This window comes from Sphingobium quisquiliarum P25 (assembly GCF_000445065.1).
GTDB lineage: Bacteria > Pseudomonadota > Alphaproteobacteria > Sphingomonadales > Sphingomonadaceae > Sphingobium > Sphingobium quisquiliarum.
In genome coordinates this window covers 1-520 of the sequence record NZ_ATHO01000126.1, presented here as the reverse complement: position 1 = coordinate 520, position 520 = coordinate 1, and the positions used below count along the sequence as shown (strand labels likewise).

Here is a 520-nt window from a genome sequence, read left to right as displayed (position 1 = left end):
TCCGCGCCGCCCTGCGCGAGACGGACGGCCACCGCGCCGCCGCCGCCGCCAAGCTGGGCATTTCCGAACGCACATTGCGCTACCGGCTTGCCGAGATGCGCGAACTCGCAGCGGCTTGAGGGAGGGAAGGCATGACCGGCATTTCCCCGACTGACAGCGTGATGGCGATCCGCAACGCCATCCTCCAGAAGAACGCCGCCCTGCGCGACGTCGCCCAGACCGGCGCGCCCGGTGGCAGCGCGGGCGTGGGCGGGGCCGAGGGCACAAAGCCTGGCGGCTTCACCGAAGCGCTCAACTCCGCCCTTCAGCAGGTCAACGGGCTTCAGGCTCAGGCAGGCGAGGCGGCTTCCGCCTTCGAACGGGGCGAAACGACCGACATCGCCGCCGTCATGCTGGCCAAGCAGCAGGCGTCGGTCAGCTTCGAAGCGACCCTCCAGGTCCGCAACAAACTCCTGTCCGCTTACAAGGACATTATGAGCATGCCGGTATAATCCATGAGCGAGAACGCACTCACCATCGA

2 protein-coding genes are annotated in these 520 nt (G+C 67.1%); both read left to right on the top strand.

What is annotated here, in order from left to right:
• Positions 1-119, top strand: a 119-nt coding sequence (locus L288_RS42530) for a helix-turn-helix domain-containing protein (RefSeq protein WP_152522088.1), incomplete at its 5' end; no start/stop codon positions are given.
• Between the two features lie 12 nt (positions 120-131).
• Entirely contained in the window at positions 132-491 is a 360-nt protein-coding gene (gene fliE / locus L288_RS35310) for a flagellar hook-basal body complex protein FliE (RefSeq protein WP_021238879.1), read from the top strand.
• Positions 492-520: the final 29 nt, after the last annotated feature.